Origin of the sequence: Mycolicibacter acidiphilus (assembly GCF_018455725.1) — a bacterium.
Taxonomy (GTDB): domain Bacteria; phylum Actinomycetota; class Actinomycetes; order Mycobacteriales; family Mycobacteriaceae; genus Mycobacterium; species Mycobacterium acidiphilum.
Map to the genome: position 1 here is coordinate 24,950 of NZ_JAHCLR010000012.1, position 24,838 is coordinate 49,787.

Here is a 24,838-nt window from a genome sequence, read left to right on the forward strand (position 1 = left end):
GGCGTCACCTTTCCTCGGTGGTCACGGCGGGGGAGGGCCGGTGAGTGTCGCCGACCACGGCCGCGTGCAGGTCCGGTGCGATTTCGTCAGCGGCAGTGGCTTCCACCTCGGCATGACCGGCGCTGACGAGGACCGCGTACAGGCCGCATTCAGTGGCGAGTTCGATGTCGGTCTCCGAGTCACCGACCAATGCGCACGACGCCAGGGCGAGTGCAGGATGGTCTTCGAGCACCTGATCGACGAGTCCACGCGCGGGTTTACGGCAATCGCACCGGTCGATCTCATGGGTGCAGGCGTAGATGCCGTCGACATGGGCGCCGGTTGAACCGAGTAGCCGGTGTAGCCGGTGGTGTACCCGGTGCAGTTGCGTGACCCCGTTGGCGTGGTGGGTGACCCAGCGCTGATTGGTGACGACGTACACCGGAACGTCCAGCTGGTTGACGTGTCGTATTGCGGCGGCCGCCCCGGGCATTAGGACCAGGTCGTCGGGTGAGGTCACGTAGCGGCCTTCGGGCGCTTTGACGTTGATCACCCCGTCGCGGTCGAGGAACAGCCCACTGATCTGCGTGGCGCGTAGCAACTGTGCGAGGGGGATGCGGGTTGTGGGCGTGGCGGTGTCGCCACACGACGACAAACTGAAACGCATCACGACAGTCAGAATACATACAAAACGACTTGAAAACTAGAGTTAAGCGGATGGACAGTATTGTCGGTTGTCGGCCCGTGCTGTGTGGCCTTGCGGCCAGGGGTGGATCGGCAGGTCGCCGAATGCCTCGCGCGTCGGCGCGCAGAAGCCGTGAACGTAGCTGGCGGTCATCGCCAGGGGGCGGCCGGGACGTGCCGGAGTGCACGATCCTGAGTGACGAATGTCACATTCCGCCCTGGTAGTAGTCGATTATCTCGGCCGCCGTGATCGGCTTTGCTGCCTTGCGGCCGAGGAAGAACACGCTGCTCGCACCGTCAAGCGAGTGCTTCGGATCGAGGATGCGGTCGGCGTAGCTGAGCCAGAAGAAGCACAGCGCCATGATCTGGCCGAACCGGGCCGAGCGGGTGAGGGCGCGTGCGAAGTAGGCGATCGACCAGCGCAGCGCGGTACCGGCACCGGCGACCGCACCGGAGTCGATCCGCTCGAAGTGCCGAAACAGATAGCGGTGGCCGCTATCGGTGAAACGCGTGAAGTCGTAAGGGCCCTCGTGTACCTGCTGGAGGAATGGCGTGTCGGCGTAGACGATGCCCGCGTTACGCAGGACGCGCTGTATCTCGTGCGCAATCCTGGTGGGCTCCAGGACGTGCTCGAGTACGGCCTGTATGACGACGCCGTCGACGGATTCGTCGGCCAGTGGGATCGCGTGGCCGTCAGCGATGAATTGCACGGCGGGGCTTGCGTAGATGTCGAAGCAGATCAGATCGACTGTGGAGTCGGCGTACAAAGCGTCCAGGCCGGATCCCACGCTGCCGCCTCCGATGACCAGGATTCGGGGCCGTCGGCCGATCGCGGTGGCGTCGGCGCGGAGCAACCCGAGCATGCGGGCCACATTGACTGGGGCGCAGGTGTTGGCCGGATGCAGCAGCCGAGTCAGCGCGCGGTGGTACCTTGACCGGTCGATCTCCGATGCGCCCTCGACTGCGCGCAGTCGGTCGGCATCGAGGACGCTGTGTTCGAAGTCCACGAGCGCGGGTATGCCGGCGACGATCGGAAACGGACTGTCAGCGTAGCGACAGGACTCACGGGTGCAGCGCCATTGGCCGAACTCGGGATGCACCGGGTAGCCGCAACGCGGACAGATGAAAAGGTTTTGCGCGCTCATCGCGGTGAGAGTGAGCGCACGTTCAGGAGAGTGTGCGGTCATGTCGGCCGTATTGTCGCGCTTTGCGATGCTCACGAGCACACCGGCAGGGCGCCGAGCGCGTCACGGGTCGGCACCGCGCAGAAGTCGTGGACATAGCCATCCGGCATGGCAAAGGGGTGGAACTCGCCGGAGGCCACCATCGACATCTGGTGGCGGTGCACATCGAAATGCGCGATGGGGTGCAAGGCGGATTCGGTGATGAAGAAGAGTTGGTACCCGAGGGCTTCGAGCTGGCTGAAAACCTCGGCGATCGGCACCGACAGGTGTCGTTGCTCGATTTCGATGAGAATCGCGGGACGGCAGCGTTGCAACATCGCCGAACCGCCGCGCAACACGGCCTGCTCATGGCCTTCGACGTCGATCTTGACGAAGTCGACGTCGATCCCTGCCGGAATGGCGTCGTCCAGCCGAACGGTTTGGATACCGGTGCTCTGAACATTGACACCCTGGCCGTCGAATCCATGAGCGAGGCTGGCCTGGGCGGTGACCAGCCGGCCCTGCTGCTCGGGCACGCAGAGTTGTGCGATGCCGGCGACATCGGAGGCCGCCACTGGGTGGAACTGCACGTTGGATCGGGCGGCCGCCAGTCGGGACAGCATCGGAGCGTTGTCGGGGTGCGGCTCGAAGCTGCACACCTGCCCGGACGCTCCGACCCGGCGGGCCAGGTGATAGGTGAATAGACCCCAGCTTGCACCGACGTCGAGGACGGTCGCGCCGCCGACGGCGAAATGATCCGCGACAGCCATGGCCAGATCCCCGGCACGCCGGCGGCGCCAGAGAACCTCGGTCGCGGCACCCATCGCGGTGCAGCCGAAGAGCCGTCCGAGATTGCGCATGGTCGCATATTTGGCGGCCCAGTTGGTCAAATCACCACCCACCACAGAGTCCTTCACTGACACTGTTCCCGGCCTTTCTGCTCGGCGGCCGCTGAGCCGTCGCTGTTGGCGGCGCCGGTCAGACCGGTCCACAGTTGCTCCAGTCGCTGATACCAGGCCTCGACCCCGAAATCGGTTGCGCGGCTGCGGGCCTTCTCAGCGAGGCGGGCCCGCAAGTCCTGGTCGGCCACCAGCACACCCAGCGCCTCGCCGATCTGCTCGGGGTGTCCGGGTGCCACGGTCAAGCCATTCACCCGATCGGTGACCGCCTCGCCGATGCTGCCGACCAGCGTCACCACCGGTGCCAGCCCGGCGGCCATAGCTTCCAGTAGTGCCATCGGGAGGCCTTCATCGAAGCTGGGCAGGGCGAAAACGTGTGCCGACGACAACAATTCGTCGCGGGCTTCCGGGCCGAGCCAGCCGGCCACGTGGATGGTTTCGCCGAGGCTCGCGGCGGCAACGGCTGCCCGAACTTCGTCGACCTCGCCGTCACCGGCCAGCGTGACCCGCAGCCGGTTGCGGACGTTTTCGGGGAGGCCTGCGACAGCGTCGACTAAGTCGTAGCTGCCCTTGCGTCCCCCGAGTCGGCCCAGAGCGACCACATGCACCCGTTCGACATCGGCCTGATATAGCGGGACATCCGGTATTCGGACGGCGTTGTGCAGCACGCTGATTCGTTCGGATGGCACACGCAGTCGGCTCGCGTACTCCTCGATGTGCCGCTGTCCAAGCACCACCAGGTGATCAGCAGGCAACATGAGACGGACGATGCGTTGTGCTGTCGCCGGAAGACTGTCGAACCAGCCGCCGAAGTCATAGCTGTGTCCGTGCACCACTGCAGGTACGCCCGCCAGCCTTGCGGCGCACAGTGGCAGCGATTTGCGAATCACGCTGCCGCCGTGCGCGAGATGCACATGGAGCAGGTCGATGTGTCCGCTGAGCACCAACCCGGCGGCTCGCAGCATCCCGGGGATGCTGAGCCTCAGCCGCTGCCAGATCGAGCCCTCGGTATAGGTCGGCACCACCGTGATGTGCAACCGCGGGCTGGGATGTGCCGCCATGAGGGTGATCACCGTGGCCATGCCACCCCGGCTGGCGGCTCCCGCCGGAGCAGGGCCGACGACCAAGACGCGCAGCCGGTTCCGTTGTGGGGTCATACGGCGGCTGCCACGGGGATCCGGACGGTGTTCTCCGGGATTTCGATCCGAATGCGACGGATTTGCGTGGCGAACGCGAATGCGGCGCCGAATGTGAGGCCGAGCACCAGCGAATCGCCGACCTCTTCGGGCATCGGGCCGACAGTGCAGGTCGCCAGTAGTCCCGCGCTGGTCGCGGCGGCGATCTTCGCCAACGGTGACGCACTGCGCAGCGCCCGCACGATCGGCGTGATTGCGAGCATGGCAAACCCGGCCATGCCGACCGCGCCGGATTTGACCAGCCACCACAGGTAGAAGTTGTGTGCGTAGGTCGTGCCCAATGTCATCGTGAACGAATCCGGGTCGTAGCCGAACGGCAGCTGGTAGGCGTACCCCATGCCGTGTCCGAAGAACGGGGCTCCGGCGATCGCTGGTTTGAGGTGGCTGTTCTCCTTGAACCGCTCCAGCAGGGAATCATCGACGGCCAGGGCGCCGGTCGAGACACCGCCGAGCACTCGGCGGTTGTACGCCATGAACTGATAATCCAGCCAAGTGCCCGCCGCGGAATGCTGAAGCAGAAACAATGCGCCGGGTACCGCCATCGCAAAGACGGCGGCAGTGATGGCGACAAAACTCGCCGTGCGGTGCAAGGCCGACCAGTCGAACGTCGAGACGATCGCCACGGCGGCGGCCACACCCATCGCCATCAGCGTGGCGCGAGAGAATCCGAGCAGAGAGATGATCAGGGCCGGCGGTGCGAACGAAAGATACACCAGGGCGGGTACCCTGCCGATGATCTGGCCGGCGACCAGCGCGGTCAGAACGGCCATCGATACGGTTGCGGACGTGGTGAGCAGCCGGGTGGCCTCGGCGGTACTGGCCGTGTCCTGCAGGGTTTCGGTCCGCCCCGAGAGTTTGATGATGTGCAGCGAGCTGGCGACGATCAGCCCCGACGAGAACCATAGGGTCGCCGCAAGGGCATGCATCGCGCCTTTGGCGTAGTCGGCCCCAATGATCGTCAGTGCCAGCACGAATCCGAGGACCAGTTCGAACAGGAACGTGGCCTCGTGCACGATCGAAGCGACTGCGTTGTCGGCCGCGAATCCGGCTACCGAGAAGAAGACGATGGTCAGTGCGAACATCCCCGGCAGCAGGAGGTCAGCGAATCGTGGCTGCGCGATCGGGATCAGGTAGCCGATTGCCAGCAGCACCGCGACATGCGAGGCGTAGATGGCGACCGGACCGATGATCATGCCGACGTGCAGGCCATCCGGCAGTGTCGCGAACGCGAGGAACAGCGCAGCACCTGCCATCAGCTGAGGCTTGATCCAATACACCACCAGGCAGCCCATCAGCAGAACCAATGCCACCCCGCGCGAAGTGCGGACCGAGAACACCCCGATCAGGAAACATCCGAACAGAAAGGCGCCCAGCTGGGCAGCGGCGAAAGCCCAGCGCCGGCGACCGCGTAGATACGGGATCATTTCGGGCTCTTGAGTTTTGCGTGGTATGTCCGAGCCGCTACCTTGGTGTGCCGGGCCACGCTGGCATTCGTCAGCACGGTGCCGACGACATCGGCGCCCGACGGGCGCAGTGCGAACAGGGCGTCGCGGACTTCGTCGTCGGTGGTGCGGCCGGCCCGCACCACCAGGACCGTGCCGTCAACGGCATGGGCCAGCAATTGGGTGTCTGCGGTGGCCAGTATCGGGGGGCCGTCGATGACGATCCGGTCGAAGCGCGCCGATAGGGTTGCCAACACCCTATCGAGTGTCTCGGCAGGAAACGCGCCGCACGGCGCAGTTCCGCGCCGCGCAGAACGCTGCCCGAGGATGAACAGGTTGGCCGACGAGGTGCCATACACGCATTCGGCGGTGGTATCCGGGTTGGCCAGCGCGTAATCCAGTGCCCGCGCGGAATCGACTTTCAGCAGGCCGGCGATCGTGGCACGACGCGGATCTCCCTCGATGATCAGGACGCGGTCGCCGAGTTCGGCGAACGCCAGCGCGAGGTTCAGCGCCGTCGTCGTCGTGCCCTCACCGCCGAACGGCGCCGTCATCAGGATTCGGCGCGCGTCTGTACCCAACACCCTCAGTAACCGGTCCCGCATGCCGCGCACTCGGTCGTCCGAGGAGAAATCAGCGCCGAAACGTGGCGCACTGCTGTGAGAGCCGGACAGTTCAGCCAGTGTTGGCACATCCGAGATTTGCTCAAGCACGACGTGCTCGCGGACGGCGTGGTCGGTGGCATTGCGGGTCAGTGCCACCCCGATGCCCAGGGTCAGCCCGGCGATGAGGCCCACGGCCATGTTTCGGGCGGGAATGGGCTTGACTGGGGCATCCGGTACTTCGGGCCGTTCGATGATGGTTGCGAGAATCGTCGGAATCGGATCGTGCGGCGGCTCCGAGGCCGCCTGCTGCGGTGGCGGGGCGACGGCGCTGTCTGCGAGAGGCTGGTTGGGCAGGTCGGGGACCGGTTGAGCGGCATCGGTCAGCTGGGAATCCTGTAGCGCGTCTACGCCGGCCGGCGCCGGTGGCCGAGGGGGAGGTGATGTGTCCGGCCCCTTCGGGTGCGGGCCGGTGCCCAGGGTCGGAGCCAGTCTGACGAATTGCTCGGCCATGGCCCCGGTGAGCTTGGCGGCTCGTTGCGGGTCGGTGTCGGTGACGGTCAGCGTGATCAGCTGTGACTTCGGGACGAACGTCGCCGCGGTCTGGGTTTGCAGGGCATCGGCGGTGATAGGCAGATGCAGAGTGTCCACGACCTGCTGCGCTACCAGTTGTCCGCCCGCGATCGCCGCATACGACGACAGTCTTTCCTGTACCGCCTGGGTTCCGGCGAACGCGTCGCCGAGGTTGGTCTCCCCAGTGAACGTGATCAGGATCGTCGCCGACGCCTGGTAACTCTTGTTCTGAAACGCGGTCAGCACCCCGACACCGATCAAACATGCCAGCAGTGCCGCGACGGCCACCTTCCAGCGCAGCAGCAGAATCTGGGTGAACGTGCGGAAGTCCATCGACTATACCTCTTCGAACGGATGTCGGTCAGTCATGTTGGATGCTTGACTCGTCGCGCTGCATCTCAAGTGCCGCGATTGCGTAGTACCCGGCCTCGTCGCGGCCGTCTCGTGCCAACTTGAGTGGGGGATAGTTCATTTCATGTGTGGCGTTCGGCTTATGCTGTCGCCAGGTGGCGGCTGCGCGCACCGTGTAATGCCCTGGCGGCAGGTCTTTGAGGTCGACGTGCAGGTGTTCGGTGGCTGACGACGGGATGGGCTGGCTTCCCGCTGCGTCCTGCACCAGTGTTTTCAGATTCACACCCGACGGCAGTGTTCGCACGACCTTGCCGGTGAAGTTGACCAGTCGGTACTCAGGTACCCAATTCTCGGAGGCGGCGGCTGCGCCGGTATTGACCCAGGTGACGGTGATCGCCGCGACCCCGTCCCGCACTGACTGTGAGCCCTCCCGAGCCTCCACCGAATAGCGGTAGCCGGCAACCGTATTCGCCTGCGCCCACAACAGATACAGCTGCGGGTCCATTGGGCTGTTCCGGTCGGCGTCGGGGAAATTGACGCTGGAGGTCATCGAGACGTGGTACCTCACGACGTCGCGCAGACCTTTCCGATAGTAGTCGTGCAGGCTGACGCCGTCGGTCAGATTGCACCACTCGGTGATCACCGGGGCGATCGCGAACTGGTGTTTCAACGCGTCGATCAGCGGATCACCGTGCTGCACATACCAGGACCGGGGATCCTCGGCCCACAGCGGCAGCGGCGAGTAATAGCCGAGGCAGTCCGAGCGAAAACCGACCGGGCCGGCCAGCTTGGCGGTGACGTCGTCGGCCAACATTTGTCGCACGATCTCCGGGTTGCTGAGAGCGGTCGCCAGTTGGGTGTGGCCGAAGGCGTTGACGTGAGCCGCAATGAGTCGCCGGGCCGCATCCTTGGTTATGTTCTGGTCGCGAAACAGGCTGTGATACCCCAGCGCGCCGATGCTCTTCTCGGGTGGCGGACCCGGTGTGTGCAGCGCATCACGGAGATAGGCGTTGTGGTTCTCGCTGAAGTCGCCGTAGCCGGAGAACTCGAAGACGCTGAGCCGCTCGTCGGAGTCGTAACGCCGGCCGAGTGCGGCCAGCAACTGCTCGAACGCGCCCAGGTAGCCCGAGTCGTTCCAGTTCGGCACCACCTGCGTCACCCCGTGGGGGTAGGAACCCTCCGGCGGTCCGGGGTAGCTGGTGGCGGCACCGGGAATGGCGCGCACCCAATCGGGGATCGCGATGTTGGTGTCGTTCGGATAGGTCTCGTCACAGCAGGAGTTGTACGCGTGTACCCGCAGGGTCAGGCGCACGCCGCGTTCAGCCTGTTCGGCCAGCGCGTCGTCGATGACGTGGAAGTCGAATCGCTTGTCGTCGGGTGTCCCCGCTGGCAGGCTGTGCGGGTCGACGGGCTGGAGTTCCCGCCACGACACCCGAATGCTCCCGTCGTAGGAGTCCGGCCAGTCCGGGTAGCGTTTTTGCGCCGGATTGCTCTGCGGGAACAGGGGTATCAGCATGTCCGTGTACTGGCCGCGCAGCGGGTTGGGGATCTCCTGCGCTGCAGGGGAAACGATCGGACTGCTGATCGCGTTCAGCGGCCCTCCGGGGCGTTCTCCGCCGCACCCGGGCAGGGCGCCAAGCAGCAGGCAGACGGCGAGGCTGCCGATGATTCGTGTGCGTCGTCGAAGCATGGTGTTTCCCGGCTCGGGCCGGCTGACTATCCGGAGGCTCCGGACAGGGCATCGAAGATGTTGGTGAAGTCGGTGAAGATCGGCGTCAGGCCGGTGCCGAAGACGTCACCGAACGGCCCGCCGCTCACCGTTGTGAGGAAGTCGTTGAAGGCGGTGGTGAACGCCGGGGAGTCGAAGTTCGCGGACAGGCCGGCCCAGTCGGACGGCTGCAGCCCGGCGAGGTCGGCGAACATCGCAAGATTCTGGTCGAATGAGCCGGTCAGGCCACCGATGCTGCCGTCATTGAAGACATGGTCGCCAGGGCTGCCGGTGAGCAGCGTCTGGGTGAGATCCTGCGGGGTGTAGGTGCCGGCGCCGATGAAGTTGTTGAGACTCTGCTGCTGGGCGTCGAACATCATGTTGTAGGCGTTGAATGCACGGTTGACCGCACCGTTGAAGGCGCTGTCGCTGCCGAATGCGGCCTGTTCCATAGCTATCTCATTGCTGACCAGGCTGGCGTTGAATGCCTCCTCGGCGCTGATCAGACTGGTGTTGAAGCTGTACATGTCATCGACCAGGGTTCCGAAGAGTGCGCCGAGCGTCGCGGAGTCACCGGAGCCGCCGGGCAGCAGCGAGTTCTGGCTGAAGTATGCGGCGTACTGACCGAAGGCCTGCTCGATGCCGCCGAAGTAATTGAAGCCGCTGTCGGTGGGGGAGAGCAGTGATGCGTTGAGGGTCTGCGGATCGAAGTCTGCCCGGGCGCCGAGCAGACCGAGCAGCGCGCCCTGGTTGGCGCCGAGCAGGGCGTTGCTGCCGTCGAAGAAGTGGTCTAGCAGTTGGGTGCCGAAGGTCTGGTCTTCCCCGGGTGCGACGCCGGTGGCGTCGAGATAGTCCTGGATGAGTTGGGCCTGGCTGGTCACCAGGGCCGCGTTGGAGTCGAGCATGCCGTTGTCGCCGTTGACCAACGTGTTGAAAGCGCTGAGTTGACTGTCAAGGATCTGCTGCAGGAGCGAGCTGCTCTCCGCGGTGAGTTCGATGGCGACGTTCGACGGGAAGGACGCGACCGCCGGCACGGCGGCGATCAGGCTTCCTGCAGTGAGCGCGGCGGCGGCGAGGTGTGAGTGGGGCACTGATTGCATGGCGACTCCCTTGAAACGATGCCTACTAGCCGCATAACGGCGTGGTCCTTCAGAGAGTACCTGACACAAACCTTGTAAACCAGGGCCTAATCAGTCAAAACGTTTGATTCACGACGTAGACAGTACTTGCGGTCGGTGATTGGATGCATGCGGCGAGGCCGGGCGACCTCGGCCCGCCGGGCGTTGTGGCCGGTCGCGCGGGGTAGATTCCGTGAGCTACGACGACGCCGCGGTCGTCTCGATGGCCGGGTGCGTTATCGGGCCCAGGGGAACCGACAGTTCGTCATCGCCGGCCAGGCGCCGGGCCGGGACCGCGAACGGGCGCGTCTCGGGTGCCGGCAGGCCAGCCCGGACCGCGGGCAACTGGCGACCGGTGAACCTGTTGAGGCCAGACCAGACGGACTTCGGTAGCGGCTCGTCGCTGTGGTAGCGCACCCAGGCCGACACCTTCGGGCCGCCGTGCCCGGTGCTGATCCGGACCGTTACCACGGTCGCGTCGGCCTCGCGCAACCACAGTTCTTCCAGCGTCTTGGAGGTGAGGTACCGGGGTGACACCCAGAAGCTGGTGGCGTATCCGTTGTAGTGCTTGAGCCGCAGCCAGCCGGGACGGCCCCAGGTCGGCTGCAGGCCAGCCAGTATCACGCTATCCACCTCCGCGATCTCGTCGCCGCCCATCGGCCAGGCAGTGCACTGCCTTCCGGCGAGGTCATGCGCCAATCTCTCGGTGGCTGCGGCCATGGTGGAAGCCACCGAATCTCGGCTGGCAACGGCGTCGGAGTTGCGATGTGGGTCCATCCGCAACACCAGCCAGGTGCTGCGCGCTACGTCCGTTTCCGGGGCGGCGCCGCGGACGCTGACCGAGATGATGTCGATGCCGTCGAGTCGCGTGTCGAATTGACGCAGGCCGGCCGCGACGGTGCTCACCGGCAGGCTGGCCGACGCTGTGTCCTGGCGCTGGTGGCGACTCGCCGGCGTGCTGTCGGGTTGATCGACCGCGATCACAGACACCAGCTGTCTACCGAACTCGCGGATGCCGACTACTTCATGACCGTAGCGGCGTCGATGGTCGATTGCGGGTGTGCACGCCGCCGTCAACGTCTCCTCCGGGTCGCCCGACCAGTCCCATACCCACCCGGCTAACGCGGCCGGTACGGTGACGCCTCGGTAGGTGACCAGTCCGGCCAACGACACGAACCCCGCGACGCCGACACCGGCCCACCAGGCGATCGGCTGCCGAGGGTCCGGAAGTTGGCCCGCACCGTACAGCACGGCTACGGCGATGAGGAAGACGACCGTCACGCGGGGCCACGACATCGCCAGGCCAAGCCGGTGCTGCGGTTTCATCGCCTCGCCTCAAAGCCGAGGTTCTGGATGTGGTGTCTCATTGGATCACGATAGCCAGTTTGCTATCGATCCGCTCGCCGACGATCAGTATGATTCGACCGGAACGGTCTGGTGGAAAATCTTGCGTAATCATGGACATCGACGAGGTGCTGCACGGAAAATGAGATCCGCCAGTCCGACGCGAACCGCTCGTCGGGGTGCTGCAACTCGGATATCCCCAATAGAACGAGTTCAAGTTTGATATGAACTGAAGGTATTGCGGAGGCTAGGATGCAGACGCTCGACTGCTAGCGTTAGGGCAATGCGGAACGAACACCGGACCGTTACCGAACTGATGCGGGGATCACACGTTGGCTGACTCGACCGATCGGCGTGCGGACACGACGCGAAAGCAGATCGTCTGTGCGGCAGCACATCAGTTCGCCGAGCGCCCGTACCACGATGTCGGACTTGACGACATCCTCGCGGATGCTGAGTTGACCAAAGGCGCAATGTATTTTCATTTTCGATCTAAGCACGCGCTGGCGATGGCGGTGATCGAACAGCAGTTGGCGACTGCGGGCGCGGCAGTACAGGAGCTGCTGGATCGGAACCTCTCCGGACTGGAAACCCTGATCGACATCGGCTATCTGATGGCAGTCGAAGACATCAGCCAGCCGCAGGCTCGGGCAGTGCTTCATCTGCTGCCGGTGGTAGGTCGCGCAGAGGGACTGCAGTCCGGCGTGCTGGCCAAAGCGACTCAGGATCTCAGCGTAGTAGCCGAACGCGCGGTCGCGGAGGGCGACATCATCGACGGGCGTGATCCGCAGGACGTGGCACGTACGCTGTTGTCGATGTATCTCGGTCTGCGTCAAGCCGGTAACCTCGATGACGCCGCGGAATTCCTGCGGCAGTTCGAGCGCGGCTGGGCGGTGCTGCTTCCGGGTATCGTGCCGGCCGACCGGGTCGACTACTTCACCCAGTTCATCCGTCGGCGAACAGCGCTGGCCATCAGGACTGCTTCGGCACGGGGGGATTCCGTGGAGCAGGGCGACCGGGTGAGCTGATGGCGCGCCAGGTTCGGTCCGAGGCGACCCGACGGAAACTGCTCGACGCGGCGATCGAGGTGTTCTGCGAAGTCGGCTACGTCGATGCCGGCCGGACTGCGATCATCGAGCGGGCCGGCGTGACCAAAGGTGCCCTCTACCACCACTTCGACTCGATGGAGTCGCTGGTGGTGGCGATCATCGAGGGCGGATTCGCCACGGTGCGCACGACTTTCAGCAGCATGTGCCAGCCGTCTTCCCCGGCACTCGAGGGCATGATCCATGGCATGTTCGCCGTCACCGAGGTGCTGACCACGGACAAGGAGGCGCGTGCCGCGGGGCATCTCGTATTCACGCTCGCAGAGTCCAACGGTCTGGCCGGTGAGGTCTGCAACAAGTGGGTGGGCGAGGTGGCGGAGCAGGCGGGCCGAGCCATCGACGAGGGCGATCTGCGCGACGACCTCGACAAGAACCATGTCGGCGAGTCGATCGTGGGCGCGATGTTCGGGACCTGGCTGCTGTCGCAGTCGATCGGTGGCGACAGTATCGGCCGCCTGACGAGCATGTGGGGGGCGCTGCTGCCCGCGTTCGTGACGGATGATTCGCTGCCATACTTCCGGCAGTTCCTCACTCGTGAGGCGCTCCGCTACCAGCCGGAGCCGTAAACCGGCCGGTCAGCGAGTAGCGCCGCGGAGTTACCGCTCATCCAGCCACAACTGCTCGGTGAGATCCTGGAAGGTGGCGAGCGCCACCGGGTCGTCGACTCGTTCGAGGGCCGACTTGCTCATCAGTGCGCGAACGGTTGATCCATCCCGATGGGCAAGGGAGACAACCAAATTCGCCAGAGTATTCATGATCGATAGGGCGGATTCGTCTGACGGCGCCTCGCTGAAGATCTCTCGGAACTCCAAAGTCCGGACTTCATCGGTCGTGTAGCCGAGCATGTCCGCGAACCAACTGTTCGCGAAGATGATGGACCCGTCGTTGGCGATGGCAAGAACAGGGACTGGGAACCGCTCCAGTACGACCTGAGCGGGCAGTTGCCGCAGCGTCTCCGTCGGGGTCTGGGGGGTGCGGGAGTTCCGCCGTCGCTCCATGCGTCGATTATGACTGCCGACCCTGACGATGCGGTGATGTTCCCCCGGGTTGCTTCTCGCCGTCGGCGCCGGGTGGACACGCCAACCAAACGCAAAGTCTTTGATTGGTAAATCAACGTCCCAAACGTATGTATTATTGGACGCTATGCGGAGTTTCGGTTTGCGGCGGCGAGCGCGGTGGCGTCTCGTCAGCGCCCAGCTTCCGCTCGTTTCGGCACCGTTCGGTGCCGACCATCGCTTCGCCCGGGGCACCGCGAGGGGTCCGCATCGCCGACTGCAGTCGGGGGTGCGGTTGTGTGCCGTCAGTTACCGGGCGTCGTTCTTTTTGAGTGAGCTCTTTGCAGGTGAGTTCTACTCAGATCACCAGGGCCTGGCTGTCGGCGAGGAAGGGCATCGCCATCCAGCGTGACTCCAGCATCGACTGCGCGGTGGCGGCCGGCACCGGGCGGGAGAACAGGAAGCCCTGAGCGCGGTGGCACCCGTGCCGCATCAGGGTCAGTGCGGCGGCTGACGTCTCGACGCCCTCGGCGACGACCTGCAGGCCGAACGCCTCGGCGAGCGCGATGATCGCCCGGACGATCGCCAGGTCCCCGGCGTTGGTGCCCAGTTCGCGGACGAAGACGGTGTCGATCTTCAAGATGTCGACCGGCAGATCCTTCAGGTGGGACAGCACCGCGTAGCCGGTGCCGAAGTCGTCGATGGCGATCTGCATCCCGGCGTCGCGCAGTTCGGCCAGCGTGCGCCGCGTGGAGTCGATGTTCTGCACCACGGCGCGCTCGGTGATCTCCAGGCACAGCGTGCCGGGATTCAGGCTGAACTCCTCGACCGTGTCGACGACGTTCTTGACGAAACCGCGGGACGCCAACTGCACGGGGGAGACGTTGACGCGCAGCGTGGAGTTCGGCCGCACCCCGCCGGCCTGCCACCGGCTGAATTCCGCGCACGCGGTCCGCAACACCCACCGGCCCAGGTCGTCGGCGAGGTTGGCGGACTCGGCGATGCCGATGAACGAACCCGGCAGCAGCAGGCCCCGGGTCGGATGGCGCCAGCGGACCAGCGCCTCGACGGCCACGATCGCGCCGCTCCACAGGTCCACTTCCGGCTGGTAGTACAGCAGCAGCGACTCGTCGTCGATCTCGCCCTGCATGTGCAACTCGATGTCCTTGCGGAACAGGCTCTTCAGCGACATGTCGTCGGTGGAGCTGACGGTCTGGTTGCCGCCCCCGCGCTTCGCCGCCAGCACCGCTTCGTCGGCGCGGTGCAGCAGATCTGCACCACTGTCCTCGCCGGGCTGCCCAACCGTCACACCGACGCTGACCGTGCGGTTGACGGTGTGGCCCTGGATCTCCACCCGTTCCCGCAGCGTGTTCTGCAGTCGGCTGGCGAAGTCCTCCGCGACGGCCATCGGCATCGCCCAGTCCGGGATGACGACGAACTCGTCGCCGCCGATCCGGGCGACCATGCTGCGGTCGCCGGCGTAGGCCTGCAGCCGCCGGGCGAAGTCCCGGATGAACCAGTCGCCGGCGCCGTGGCCGAGGAAGTCGTTGATCGGCTTGAGCCGGTCGAGGTCGATGTAGAAGACGCCGACCGGTCCCGGCTGGCCGGGCGCGAGCCGCTCGGAGAGATGTGCGACCAGCGACCGGCGATTGTGCAGACCGGTCAGGTCGTCGTGGTCGGCCAGGTAGCGCAGTCGCTCCTCGGCCACCACCCGGGCCTGGAACTGCGCGAACAGCGACGCGATGGCCTCGATGGTGTTGAGTTCCTCGGCGCGCCACTTGGACCGGCGGTACTTCACGAGCCCGAGCATCCCGGTGGTCGTGGTGCCGGAGATGAACGGGGCGGTGGCGACCGACATGCCGTCGACGTGATGTTCGGCGGCCATCGCCCGCACGTAGCCCGACGCCTGCGCCTCCGGCCGGATCACGGCCAGCTTCTTGGCATGTGCGCAGGTGGTGAAGACCGGGTCGGCGGTGGTGAACGCGACGACGGCCAGTGGATCCGGGTCGGGGACGTCGGCCCGCGGCGGCCACTCCGCCACCAGCTTCGAGGCCCGCACCCCGTGGTCGTTGTAGCGCAGGAATCCGCCGTCGACTCCTACTTGTTCGGTGAGTTGTTTGAGCACCTGCTCGCTGACCGCCGCCGCGGTCGCCGGGGTGGCGGCCATCAACTGCGCGGCGATGGAGGTGACCAACGCCAGTCTGTCCGCCACGCCGTCGAGCATATTCGGAAACCGGCAGGTCTGCGACCGCTGCGGACCCGTCGGACCCGGTCGGTGGGTGTTACCGCTCCTGCGAGCGGACCGGGTCGGGGCCGGCGAGGAACTGGCGCAGCACCGCGACGGCGTCGGCGAGTGCCTGCCGGCCCTCCGGCGCCAGCCGGTCCAGCTCCGGGTCGATGGCCGAGGCCCGGTCCTGGCGGACCCTGGCGAGGGTGGCCACCCCTTTGTCGGTGATCCGGACCAGCACCGCCCGGGCGTCATCGGGATCGACGGTGCGGGTCGTCAGGCCGGCGTCCTCGAGGCGGCGGACCTGGGTGGTCATGGTCGGTTGCGAGCAGTGGTCGACGGCGGCCAGCTCGGAGATCCGCGCTTCGCCGAGGTCCTCGATGGTGGACAGCAGGCGGGCCTGCGCGCCCGGGATCGGCAGTTGCACCCGCTGGGTCGCCAGCCTGTTGAGCCGGGCGACCACGCTGAGCAGATCGGCGCCCAGGCTGGTTTCGACGGATGCGGCCATCGGCCCATCATTTCATAGCTTGCCTAAGTAGCAAAGTCGGGCGGCGTGGCGCGCGGCGGCCGGTGTCGTGGCGACCTGGCAGAATCGACGGGTGATCGAGACCGGCGAGGGCAGTGCGGGCAGTCGGGCACGGTCGTTGCAGCCGGTCGAGATCGCGCAGGCGTCGGTGATGGCCGCGCTCTGCGCCGCGACCGCGATCATCGCCGTCATCGTCCCGTTCGCCGGCGGCCTGGCGCTGCTCGGGACCGTCCCGATGGGGCTGCTGGCCTACCGGTACCGGATCCGGGTGCTGTTCGCGGCCACGGTGGCCGCGGGCACGATCGCCTTCCTGATCGCCGGACTCGGCGGGCTGATGACCGTCATCAACACCGCGTACATCGGCGGGCTGACCGGTGCGATCAAACGCCGCCGCCGCGGCCTGCCGACCGTGCTGGCCGTCGGGTTCGTCGCCGGGACGGTGTTCGGGGCCGGGAACGTCGCCGCCCTGGCGGTGCTCTCGCGACTGCGGCTGCTGATCTTCGACACGATCACCGCCAACGTCGACGGCGCGGCGAAGATCATCGAGGGATGCGCGAAACTGCTCGACTGGCTGGCGGCGCAGGCCGATCGAGTCACCTGGCTGCCGCACCTGGCGGCACCCGGCGGTGTGCTGCGGATCTTCGCGCACGACCTGCGCGGGTTCTTCGCCGCCGCCCTGCACTACTGGCCGTGGCTGATCCTGGTCAACACCATCTTCTCGATCATGGTCCTGTCGGTGATCGGGTTCTGGGGGCTGTCCCGGGTGCTGCGCCGGCTGCGCGGCATCCCCGATGTGCACAAACTCGACGGCAACGCCGGCGAGGGGCCGGCCGCGCCGGTGCCGGTACACCTGCGCGACGTGCGGTTCCGCTACCCGAACACCGATCACGACGCGCTCGGGCCGGTCAGCCTGACCGTGGCGGCCGGTGAGCACGTCGCGATCACGGGCGCGAACGGATCCGGCAAGACCACGCTGATGCTGATCCTGGCCGGTCGGGCGCCGACTGCCGGCACCATTGAGCGGCCCGGTGCGGTCGGGCTGGGCCGGCCGGGCGGTACCGCGGTGGTGATGCAGCACCCGGAGAGTCAGGTGCTGGGCACCCGGGTCGCCGACGACGTGGTGTGGGGGCTGCCGCCGGGCACCACCACCGACATCGACCGCCTGCTCGGCGAGGTCGGCCTGGACGGTTTCGCCGAACGTGACACCGGCGGGCTGTCCGGCGGCGAGTTGCAGCGGCTGGCGGTCGCCGCGGCGCTGGCCCGGGAACCAGCGCTGCTGATCGCCGACGAGGTGACCAGCATGGTCGACCCGCGCGGCCGTGAAGTCCTGCTGCGGGTGCTGACCGAATCCTCACAGCGTCACCACGCCTCGCTGGTGCACATCACCCACTACAACGACGAGGCCGGTTTCGCCGACCGCACCATCGACCTGAGCGGTTCGCGGGACAACACCGCGATGGTCGAGACCGTTGCCGCCCCCGCCGCATCGGCGCTGCGCCACCCCGGCGACACCGAGCGGCCGGTGCTGGAGCTGTGCGACGTCGGGCACGAATACGCCAGCGGCACACCGTGGGCCAAGACCGCGCTGCGCGACATCAGCTTCGCGGTGGGCGAGGGCGAGGGCCTGCTGATCCACGGCGGCAACGGCTCCGGGAAGTCGACGCTGGCCTGGATCATGGCCGGCCTGACCACGCCGACGACCGGCAGCTGCCTGCTCGCCGGCCGACCGGTCGATCAGCAGGTGGGTGTCGTGGCGCTCTCGTTCCAGGCGGCCCGGCTGCAGCTGATGCGCAGCCACGTCGGACTGGAGGTGGCGTCGGCGGCGGGCTTCTCCCCGGCCGACCACGAGCGGGTGAGCGCCGCCCTGGCCGTCGTCGGCCTGGACGCGGAGTTGGCGAAGCGGCGCATCGACCAGCTCAGCGGCGGCCAGATGCGCCGGCTGGTGCTGGCCGGCCTGCTGGCCCGGTCACCCCGGGCGCTGATCCTCGATGAGCCGCTCGCCGGCCTGGACGCGGCCAGTCGCAGCAGCCTGCTGCGACTGCTGGAGGATCTGCGCCGGGAGACCGGGCTGACCGTGGTGGTCATCTCCCACGACTTCGACGGCCTGGACGGATTGTGCCCGCGGACCCTGCATCTGCGCGGCGGGGTGCTGGTCTCCGAACCCGCGGTCACCGGCGGTGTGGCATGACCGGGGCCGCGAAGCCGGCGGGCCGCCCGATGGTGCTGCTGCGGCCGGTGCCGGGCACATCGGCGGTGCACCGGCTGTGGGCCGGGACGAAACTGATCGTCGTCTTCGCGATCTCGGTGCTGATGACCTTCTACCCGGGCTGGGCGACGATCGGCGCGGTGGCGGTGCTGGTGTTCGCCGGCGCCCGCATCGCCCGGGTGCCCCGCGGCGCGCTGCCCTCGGTGCCGCACTGGCTGTGGGTGCTGCTGCTGATCGGCGGGGTCACCGCGGCGATGGCGGGCGGCGCCCCGGTGGTGCAACTGGGTTCGGCGCACCTCCAACTGGGCGGACTGCTGAACTTCCTGCGGATCACGGCGCTCTCGATCGTGCTGCTCGGGCTGGGCGCGATGGTGTCGTGGACCACCAACGTCGCCGAGATCGCGCCGGCGGTGGCGACGCTGGGCCGCCCGCTGCGCTGGCTGCGGATCCCGGTCGACGACTGGGCGGTCACGCTGGCCCTGGCGCTGCGGGCCTTCCCGATGCTGATCGACGAGTTCCGGGTGCTCTACGCCGCCCGCAGTCTGCGGCCCCGGCCGTATGCGCGCACCCGCCGGGAACGCCGCCGGCGCTGGGCCCGGGAGATCATCGACCTGATCACCGCGGCGATCACCGTCACGCTGCGCCGGGCCGACGAGATGGGTGATGCGATCACCGCGCGCGGCGGGGTCGGCCAGATCGTGGCGTCACCGGCGCGGCCCAAGTTCGCCGATGCGGTGGCCCTGGCGATCGTCGCGGTGACCTGCGGTGCGGCCCTGGCGGTCGAGTTGACGGTGCTGACGACCACCCGCTGACGGGAGGGCGCTACCGCCGGGCGGCCGCGTTGGCCGCCGCCTGGGCCTGCCGCAGCGTCGTCGCGACATCGGTGCGGCCCAGGAACATCTCGTCGAAATAGGGTTTGATCGCGGCGTTGCCGGCCGGGAAGCCGGACCCGCCGGGAGCCGGGATGCGGCCGCCGTTCAGCACCGCGAAGAACGGTTCGACGTCCACCCCGCGGGCCGCCCAGTAGTCGAAGTACACCCGCTGCGCGGCGAGCACGGCCGGGATCGCCGCCCCGGCCCGGCCGAGGAACTCGTTGCCGTCCCGGCCGCCCAGCCAGTCCAGCACCTGGCGCACCGCGTCCGGGTGCGCCGACGCGGCGTTGCCGGCGGCGGCGATGCCGTTGGTGACGCTGACCCGCCCCGCCGGGCCGGCCGGCAGCATCGCCACCCCCCAGCGGAATCCGGCCTGCTCGGCGACGGCCGCCAGGTTGTAGGTGCCGGACTGGAACAGCGCCATCTTCCCGGCCAGGAACTGGTTGCGGGAGAAGTCGCCGTTGGTGTTGGTCTCCGAGGCCGGGGGAGCGACGTGGTCGCGGTCGATCAGGTCGACGAGATACGTGAATGCCGCGGTGGCGCCGGGATTGTCGAACGCGAACTCGTCACCGCGCTGGAACACCCCGCCGGCGGAGCCGATGTAGTTCAGGTAGATGCCCTGCGGGTCGTTGGCGGCGTTGTACCCCCACTGCCGAACCCGGCGCGGGTCGAAACCCGGTGTGCCCGCGGTGCGTCCGGCGGCGTCGACGGTGAGTCGCGCCAGCAGTGGGCGCAGCGTCTCGGTGCCCCCCGGACCCCAGCGCAACCCGTCCAGTTGCGCCGGATCGACGCCGGCCGCGTGCAGCAGGTCGGCGTTGTAGTAGACGGCGATGCCGGCGTCGGTCAGTTGCGGTACCGCCCACAGGGTTCCGTCGCGAGTGAACTGGGCGACCACCGACGGCTCCCAATCATCGTCGGCGGCGGTGATTTTCAGCAGCCGGCCGGTGTCGGCGTAGCCGGCGAGATAGGCGTTGGAGAGCCAGAAGACGTCGTCGGCGCCGCCGCCGGCCACGTCGGTGCGCAGCGTGTCGAAATACGTCGAGTACGCAACCAGGTTGATGCGCACCTCGATGTCAGGGTGGCTGCGGTGGAACGCGGCGAACGACTGCCGGTAGGCGGCGGCTACCTGCTCGTCCCAGAGTCGCACCGTCACCACGGTCTTCCCGTTCGCCGGGCGCGACGCGACACCGTCGAGCAGCACCGCCGCGACGCACAGCAGCGCCGCCAGCGCGACCACACCGGCGGCGAACAGCGTGGAGAACCGCGGCCGGCTCATTTGATCCCCGTGACCACGATGGAGGCGGTGATCCGGCGCTGGAACATCACGAACAGCACGATCAGCGGCAGCATCGCCAGCGTCGTCGCCGCCATCACCAGCGTCCACTGCGCGTTGTAGCGGGACTGCAGGGCGGCCGTCGCCACCGTCAGCACCCGCCAGCGGTCCCCGCTGGTGATCACCAGCGGCCACATGAAGTTGTTCCACTGCGAGACCACGGTGATCAGCCCCAGCGTCACCAGGATCGACCGGCTGGCCGGCACCATCACATGCACGATGACGTCCAGGGTGTTGGCGCCGTCGAGGCGCGCGGCGTTGACCAGATCCGCCGGCACCGCCCGGAAATACTGGCGCAGCAGGAAGATCGCGTACGGCGAACCGAAGACGAACGGCAACACCAACGCCCAGAACGTATTCCGCAGGCCCAGCTGCGCCATCATCAGGTACAGCGGCACCACCGTCACCGTCGCCGGCACCATCAGCGTCGCGACGTACACCCAGAACAGCGCGTCCCGTCCCGGGAAGTCCAATCGGGCGAACGCGTACGCGGCCAGCACCGAGAACGTCAACTGCCCCACCAGGATCACCGCGGTCATCAGCGTGGTGACTGCAGCGGCGCGTCCGAAACCGGCGGCACCCAGGTCGACGTAGTTGTCCGGCGTCGGCGGATGCGGCCACGACAGCGGGGTGCCGGTCGCGAACTGCCGTGCCGGGGTGAACGACGTCAACAATCCAAGGCCGAACGGTGCCAACGTGATCAGCGCCCCGACGGTGAGCAGGGCGTAGATCGCCACGTTACGTGAGGTCATAGCTGACCCGCCGCCCGAAGTAACGCTGCTGCACCACGGTGACGCCCACCAGGACGGCGAACAGCACCAGTGCCATCACCGCCGCCCGGCCGATCGCCGCCGCGCCGAACGCCTCGTCGTAAATCCGGTGCGCGATCAGGTCCGTCCGCCCGCCTGGTCCGCCGCCGGTCAGTGCGTACACGGTGTCGAACACCTGCGCCGCGCTGACCACCCCGGTGACCAGGACGAAGAACGTGGTGGGCCGCAGCATCGGCAGCGTGACCCGCCAGAACCGCTGCCAGCCGTTGGCCCCGTCGACCCGCGCCGCCGACAGCACCTGGGCGGGGATCGCCAGGATGCCGGCCAGGAAGAACAGCGCGACGTAGCCGACGTTGGTCCACACCACCACCGCCGAGGTGACCGGCAGCGCCAACCCGGGATCGGTCAGCCATTCGATGCGATGCCCCAGCACCGTGCTGACCGCACCGCCGGTGGGCGCCAGAATCCACCGCCACAGCACCGCGATCGCCAGCGGCGCGCAGATCCACGGCAGCACGTACAGGGTGCGGAACAGACCGCTGCCGGGCAGTTGCCGGGCCAGCAGCACCGCCACCCCCAGCCCCAGCAGTGTCTGCGCCGGAACGACCAGCGCCACGAACGCCACCGTCACCGCCAGCGAATTGCCGAACACCGGGTCGGTGAACACCGAGCGCCAGTTGTCGCCGCCGACATAGTTGATCGGGCCGAGCAGATCCCACCGGTGCAGGCTCAGCCACACCACCACCAGCATCGGCAGCAGCAGGAACGCGACCACCCCGAACAGGCTGGGGGCGAGCAGCGCGTACCCCAGCGCGGTGGAGCGGGTACGCGCCTGGGTCATGGCAGCTACCGTAGTTTCCGTGACAGCCAACCGGGGGATCGACGCCGAATTCCTGGCACTGCCCCGACATGACCTCGCCGACGCCGCGCTGGCGGCAGCCCGGACCGCCGGCGCCTCCTACGCCGACCTGCGGATTCACCGGATCACCACCGAAGTCATCCGGATGCGTGACGGCGAACTGGAGACCGCCGCCGTCGACCGGGAACTCGGCCTGGCGGTGCGGGTGATCGTCGACGGCACCTGGGGATTCGCCTCGCACGCCGAACTGGCGCCTGGCGTTGCGGCCGACACCGCGCGGCGGGCCGTGCAGGTCGCCAGGACGCTGGCAGCGCTCAACGCCGAACGCATCGAACTGGCCGAGGAGCCGGTGTACCCCGACGCCACCTGGGTGTCGGACTACGCCGTGGACCCGTTCGGGGTGCCGGTCGGCGACAAGATCGATGTGCTGGAGGACTATTCCGGCCGCCTGCTGGCAGCCGACGGCGTGAACCACGTGACGGCCGGGCTGACCGCCGTCAAGGAGCAGACGCACTACGCCGACACCTTCGGGTCGTCGATCACCCAGCAGCGGGTGCGGGTGCAGCCGGTCTACGAGGCGATCGCGGTCGGGGCCGACGGATTCGAGACGATGCGCACGCTGGCGCCGCCCACCGCCCGCGGCTGGGAGGCCGTCGCCGGTGACTCCGTGTGGAACTGGACCCAGGAGTTGGCTGAGCTGCCGGTGCTCTTGGCCGAAAAGGTGAAGGCGCCCAGCGTCGTCGCCGGGCCGACCGACCTGGTGATCGACCCGACCAACCTGTGGCTGACCATCCACGAATCGATCGGACACGCAACCGAATACGACCGGGCCATCGGCTACGAAGCCGCCTACGCCGGCACGTCGTTCGCCACCCCGGACAAGCTCGGCAGCCTGCGCTACGGCTCCCCGGTGATGAACGTGACCGCCGACCGCACGGTGACGCACGGGCTGGCCAGCGTCGGCTACGACGACGAGGGGGTGGCCGCGCAGAGCTGGGATCTGGTGCGCGACGGGATGTTCGTCGGCTACCAGCTGGACCGAGTGTTCGCGCTGCGCCTGGGGAAGTCGCGGTCCAACGGCTGCTCGTACGCCGATTCGCCGCACCACGTCCCGATCCAGCGGATGGCCAACGTCTCCCTGCAACCGAGCCCGGATGACGTCAGCACCGCCGACCTGATCGCCCAGGTGCGCAACGGCATCTACATCGTCGGCGACAAGAGCTGGTCGATCGACATGCAGCGCTACAACTTTCAGTTCACCGGCCAGCGGTTCTTCGCGATCCGCGACGGGCAGCTCGCCGGTCAACTGCGCGACGTCGCCTACCAGGCGACCACCACCGACTTCTGGAACGCGATGGAGGCTGTCGGCGGGGCGTCGACCTGGCGCCTCGGCGGGGCGTTCAACTGCGGCAAAGCCCAACCCGGTCAGGTGGCCGCGGTCAGCCACGGCTGCCCGTCGGCGCTGTTCCGGGGCGTCAACGTGCTCAACACCCGCAATGAGGGGGGCCGATGATTCCGGCGCAGCAGGCCGTCGACACCGCGCTGGCGGCAGCCAGCCGCAACGGCGCCCAGACCATCGTGCTGGTCACCGACCGGGCCGAGGCATCACTGCGCTGGGCGGGAAATTCGATGACCACCAACGGAGTTTCGACCAGCCGGACCACCACGGTCATCTCGATCGTGACCGACGACGAGGGCCCGCGCGTCGGCACGCTGAGCTCGGCCGAGGTCGACCCCGAGCTGATCACCGACCTGGTCGCCGCGTCGGCGGAAGTGGCCGCCGCAGCACCTGCCGCCCGGGACGCCGCACCGCTGGTGACCGGATCCGATGCCCCCGACGACTGGGACGCCGCGGTACCCGGCACCGGCGCCGAGGTTTTCGGCGACCTGGCCCGGTCACTGGCCCGCGGGTTTGCCGGCGCCGATCAGCTGTACGGCTTCGCCCGGCACGAGGTGGCGACCACGTTCCTGGCATCGTCGACCGGGTTGCGCCGCCGCTTCACCCAGCCGACCGGCACCGTGGAGATCAACGCCAAACGCGGCGACGCCAGCGCGTGGGCCGGGGAGAGCACCCCCGATTTCGTCGACGTGCCAACCGATTCCCTGCTGGAGCAGCTGTCGACGCGGCTGGGCTGGGCGGCGCGCACCGTCGAGTTGCCGGCCGGCCGCTACGAGACGCTGATGCCGCCGTCGACGGTCGCCGACATGATGATCTACCTGGGCTGGACGATGAGCGGCCGCGGCGCGCAGGAGGGCCGCACCGCGCTGTCGGCGCCCGGCGGCGGCACCCGGGTGGGGGAGCGGCTCACCGATCTGCCGCTGACCCTCTACTCCGACCCGCACGCCTTCGAACTGGAGTGCACCCCGTTTGTCGCGACCGGCACGTCCTCGGAGACGGCGTCGGTGTTCGACAACGGGATGGACATCGGCTGCGTGGACTGGATCCGCGGCGGGGTGATCAACGCGCTGGCCTACCCGCGGGCCGCCGCCGCCGAGTTCGGCGCCCCGGTGGCGGTGGCCGCCGACAACCTGCTGATGACCGGCGGCACGGCCAGCATGGCGGAGATGATCGCCTCCACCGAGCGCGGCCTGCTGCTGACCACGCTCTGGTACATCCGGGAGGTCGACCCCACCACGCTGCTGTTGACCGGCCTGACCCGCGACGGCGTCTACCTGGTCGAGGACGGGGCGGTGACCGCGGCCGTCAACAATTTCCGGTTCAACGAGAGCCCGTTGGACCTGCTGCGCCGCGCCACCCAGGCCGGTGCCGCGGAGACGACGCTGCCGCGGGAGTGGGGCGATTGGGCCACCCGCGCGGTGATGCCGAGCCTGCGGATTCCGGACTTTCACATGTCGTCGGTGAGCCAGGCGCAGTGACTCGGTAA

At 67.6% G+C, this 24,838-nt stretch carries 21 protein-coding genes; 6 read left to right on the forward strand and 15 right to left on the reverse strand.

Annotation, left to right across the window (positions count from 1 at the left end; all coding sequences use genetic code 11):
* Positions 1-4: 4 nt before the first annotated feature.
* The 9 genes from KIH27_RS07925 to eccE form a co-directional block, all read right to left on the reverse strand.
* Entirely contained in the window at positions 5-646 is a 642-nt protein-coding gene (locus tag KIH27_RS07925) for a D-glycero-alpha-D-manno-heptose-1,7-bisphosphate 7-phosphatase (RefSeq protein WP_250149778.1), read from the reverse strand.
* A 223-nt stretch (positions 647-869) separates the two neighbouring features.
* Positions 870-1,883, reverse strand: a complete 1,014-nt coding sequence (locus KIH27_RS23185) for a methyltransferase domain-containing protein (protein ID WP_214092397.1) — start codon at positions 1,881-1,883, stop codon at positions 870-872.
* Positions 1,880-2,749 (reverse strand): FkbM family methyltransferase, encoded by an 870-nt coding sequence (locus KIH27_RS07935; protein WP_214092398.1) that lies wholly within the window; start codon positions 2,747-2,749, stop codon positions 1,880-1,882. The genes KIH27_RS23185 and KIH27_RS07935 overlap by 4 nt, the downstream gene beginning before the upstream one ends.
* Positions 2,740-3,882, reverse strand: coding sequence for a glycosyltransferase family 4 protein (locus KIH27_RS07940; RefSeq protein ID WP_214092399.1), 1,143 nt, complete (start codon positions 3,880-3,882; stop codon positions 2,740-2,742). The genes KIH27_RS07935 and KIH27_RS07940 overlap by 10 nt, the downstream gene beginning before the upstream one ends.
* Positions 3,879-5,345, reverse strand: a complete 1,467-nt coding sequence (locus KIH27_RS07945; protein ID WP_214092400.1) for an O-antigen ligase family protein — start codon at positions 5,343-5,345, stop codon at positions 3,879-3,881. The genes KIH27_RS07940 and KIH27_RS07945 overlap by 4 nt, the downstream gene beginning before the upstream one ends.
* Positions 5,342-6,871, reverse strand: a complete 1,530-nt coding sequence (locus tag KIH27_RS07950) for a tyrosine-protein kinase domain-containing protein (protein ID WP_214092401.1) — start codon at positions 6,869-6,871, stop codon at positions 5,342-5,344. The genes KIH27_RS07945 and KIH27_RS07950 overlap by 4 nt, the downstream gene beginning before the upstream one ends.
* A gap of 28 nt (positions 6,872-6,899) precedes the next feature.
* Positions 6,900-8,579, reverse strand: coding sequence for a hypothetical protein (locus tag KIH27_RS07955; protein ID WP_214092402.1), 1,680 nt, complete (start codon positions 8,577-8,579; stop codon positions 6,900-6,902).
* A gap of 26 nt (positions 8,580-8,605) precedes the next feature.
* Entirely contained in the window at positions 8,606-9,697 is a 1,092-nt protein-coding gene (locus tag KIH27_RS07960; RefSeq protein ID WP_214092403.1) for a hypothetical protein, read from the reverse strand.
* Positions 9,698-9,913: 216 nt separating this feature from the next.
* Positions 9,914-11,041 carry a type VII secretion protein EccE gene (gene eccE, locus KIH27_RS07965; RefSeq protein WP_214092404.1) on the reverse strand — a complete coding sequence of 376 codons (1,128 nt, stop codon included), beginning with the start codon at positions 11,039-11,041 and terminating at the stop codon, positions 9,914-9,916.
* Between the two features lie 350 nt (positions 11,042-11,391).
* Here eccE and KIH27_RS07970 point away from each other — a divergent pair, with 350 nt between their 5' ends.
* Together KIH27_RS07970 and KIH27_RS07975 are read left to right on the forward strand one after the other, a co-directional pair.
* Entirely contained in the window at positions 11,392-12,087 is a 696-nt protein-coding gene (locus KIH27_RS07970; RefSeq protein WP_214092405.1) for a TetR family transcriptional regulator, read from the forward strand.
* Positions 12,087-12,731: a TetR family transcriptional regulator gene (locus KIH27_RS07975; RefSeq protein WP_214092406.1), complete on the forward strand. Its 645-nt coding sequence runs from the start codon at positions 12,087-12,089 to the stop codon at positions 12,729-12,731. The genes KIH27_RS07970 and KIH27_RS07975 overlap by 1 nt, the downstream gene beginning before the upstream one ends.
* Before the next feature lie 30 nt (positions 12,732-12,761).
* Here KIH27_RS07975 and KIH27_RS07980 read toward each other — a convergent pair whose 3' ends face one another.
* The 3 genes from KIH27_RS07980 to KIH27_RS07990 all read right to left on the reverse strand — a co-directional run bounded on the left by KIH27_RS07980 (position 12,762) and on the right by KIH27_RS07990 (position 15,895).
* Positions 12,762-13,163 (reverse strand): PAS domain S-box protein, encoded by a 402-nt coding sequence (locus KIH27_RS07980; RefSeq protein WP_214092407.1) that lies wholly within the window; start codon positions 13,161-13,163, stop codon positions 12,762-12,764.
* A 355-nt stretch (positions 13,164-13,518) separates the two neighbouring features.
* Positions 13,519-15,327, reverse strand: a complete 1,809-nt coding sequence (locus KIH27_RS07985; protein WP_250149781.1) for a putative bifunctional diguanylate cyclase/phosphodiesterase — start codon at positions 15,325-15,327, stop codon at positions 13,519-13,521.
* A 115-nt stretch (positions 15,328-15,442) separates the two neighbouring features.
* Complete coding sequence (locus KIH27_RS07990; RefSeq protein ID WP_214092409.1) at positions 15,443-15,895, reverse strand: MarR family winged helix-turn-helix transcriptional regulator; 453 nt, start codon at positions 15,893-15,895, stop codon at positions 15,443-15,445.
* Positions 15,896-15,986: 91 nt separating this feature from the next.
* On the opposite strand from KIH27_RS07990, the gene KIH27_RS07995 reads away from it, so the two are divergent.
* Both KIH27_RS07995 and KIH27_RS08000 read left to right on the forward strand, forming a co-directional pair.
* On the forward strand, positions 15,987-18,101 hold the full coding sequence (locus KIH27_RS07995) for an ABC transporter ATP-binding protein (protein WP_372451323.1): 2,115 nt from the start codon (positions 15,987-15,989) through the stop codon (positions 18,099-18,101).
* A complete protein-coding gene (locus KIH27_RS08000) occupies positions 18,098-18,931 on the forward strand; it encodes a CbiQ family ECF transporter T component (RefSeq protein ID WP_214092410.1) in 834 nt (277 codons plus the stop codon). The genes KIH27_RS07995 and KIH27_RS08000 overlap by 4 nt, the downstream gene beginning before the upstream one ends.
* A gap of 10 nt (positions 18,932-18,941) precedes the next feature.
* Here KIH27_RS08000 and KIH27_RS08005 read toward each other — a convergent pair whose 3' ends face one another.
* From KIH27_RS08005 to KIH27_RS08015, 3 genes are read right to left on the reverse strand one after another with little or no spacing between them, the layout of a single operon-like run.
* Positions 18,942-20,267, reverse strand: coding sequence for an ABC transporter substrate-binding protein (locus KIH27_RS08005; protein WP_214092411.1), 1,326 nt, complete (start codon positions 20,265-20,267; stop codon positions 18,942-18,944).
* Entirely contained in the window at positions 20,264-21,076 is an 813-nt protein-coding gene (locus tag KIH27_RS08010) for a carbohydrate ABC transporter permease (protein ID WP_214092412.1), read from the reverse strand. Before KIH27_RS08010 ends, KIH27_RS08005 begins: the two co-directional genes overlap by 4 nt.
* On the reverse strand, positions 21,063-21,935 hold the full coding sequence (locus KIH27_RS08015; protein ID WP_214092413.1) for a carbohydrate ABC transporter permease: 873 nt from the start codon (positions 21,933-21,935) through the stop codon (positions 21,063-21,065). Before KIH27_RS08015 ends, KIH27_RS08010 begins: the two co-directional genes overlap by 14 nt.
* Positions 21,936-21,954: 19 nt before the next feature.
* Here KIH27_RS08015 and KIH27_RS08020 point away from each other — a divergent pair, with 19 nt between their 5' ends.
* Positions 21,955-23,466, forward strand: a complete 1,512-nt coding sequence (locus KIH27_RS08020) for a TldD/PmbA family protein (RefSeq protein WP_214092414.1) — start codon at positions 21,955-21,957, stop codon at positions 23,464-23,466.
* Positions 23,463-24,830: a metallopeptidase TldD-related protein gene (locus KIH27_RS08025; protein WP_214092415.1), complete on the forward strand. Its 1,368-nt coding sequence runs from the start codon at positions 23,463-23,465 to the stop codon at positions 24,828-24,830. The genes KIH27_RS08020 and KIH27_RS08025 overlap by 4 nt, the downstream gene beginning before the upstream one ends.
* Positions 24,831-24,838: the final 8 nt, after the last annotated feature.